The sequence below is a fragment of the Pseudoalteromonas sp. S558 genome, assembly GCF_005886635.1.
In the GTDB taxonomy this organism is placed as follows: domain Bacteria; phylum Pseudomonadota; class Gammaproteobacteria; order Enterobacterales; family Alteromonadaceae; genus Pseudoalteromonas; species Pseudoalteromonas aliena.
Map to the genome: position 1 here is coordinate 1 of NZ_PNDU01000542.1, position 344 is coordinate 344.

Annotated in this window: 1 protein-coding gene; it reads right to left on the reverse strand. The window is 39.5% G+C overall.

Annotated features, from left to right (window positions below; all coding sequences use genetic code 11):
• The coding region (locus CWB66_RS21330) for an FAD-dependent oxidoreductase (protein ID WP_171037562.1) at positions 1-344 on the reverse strand (344 nt) is incomplete at both ends.

A 344-nucleotide genomic window follows, 5' to 3' on the forward strand; every position in this document is an offset into this window, starting at 1 on the left:
GATGATATCGCCAACCGCGTATACATTTTTAGCTGTCGTATTTTGATACTCATCGACTTTTACAAAACCACTGCTGTTAACTTCTACGCCTGCGGCTGCAACGTTAATAGCATTGGTTGTTGGCTCACGACCAATTGCCCAAATTACTTGGTCAACGTTATGAGTTTTACCGTTATCTAAATGCAATGTTACAGAGCCATCATCTTCTTTTATCAATTTATTTGGTACAGAATGAGTGTGCAAAGTAGGGCCTTCGGCAGCCATTACTTCAACAAGTGTATCTACAATGTACGAATCAAAGTTACGAAGTGGATAATGCTTACGAACAATTAAATGTGGTTGGG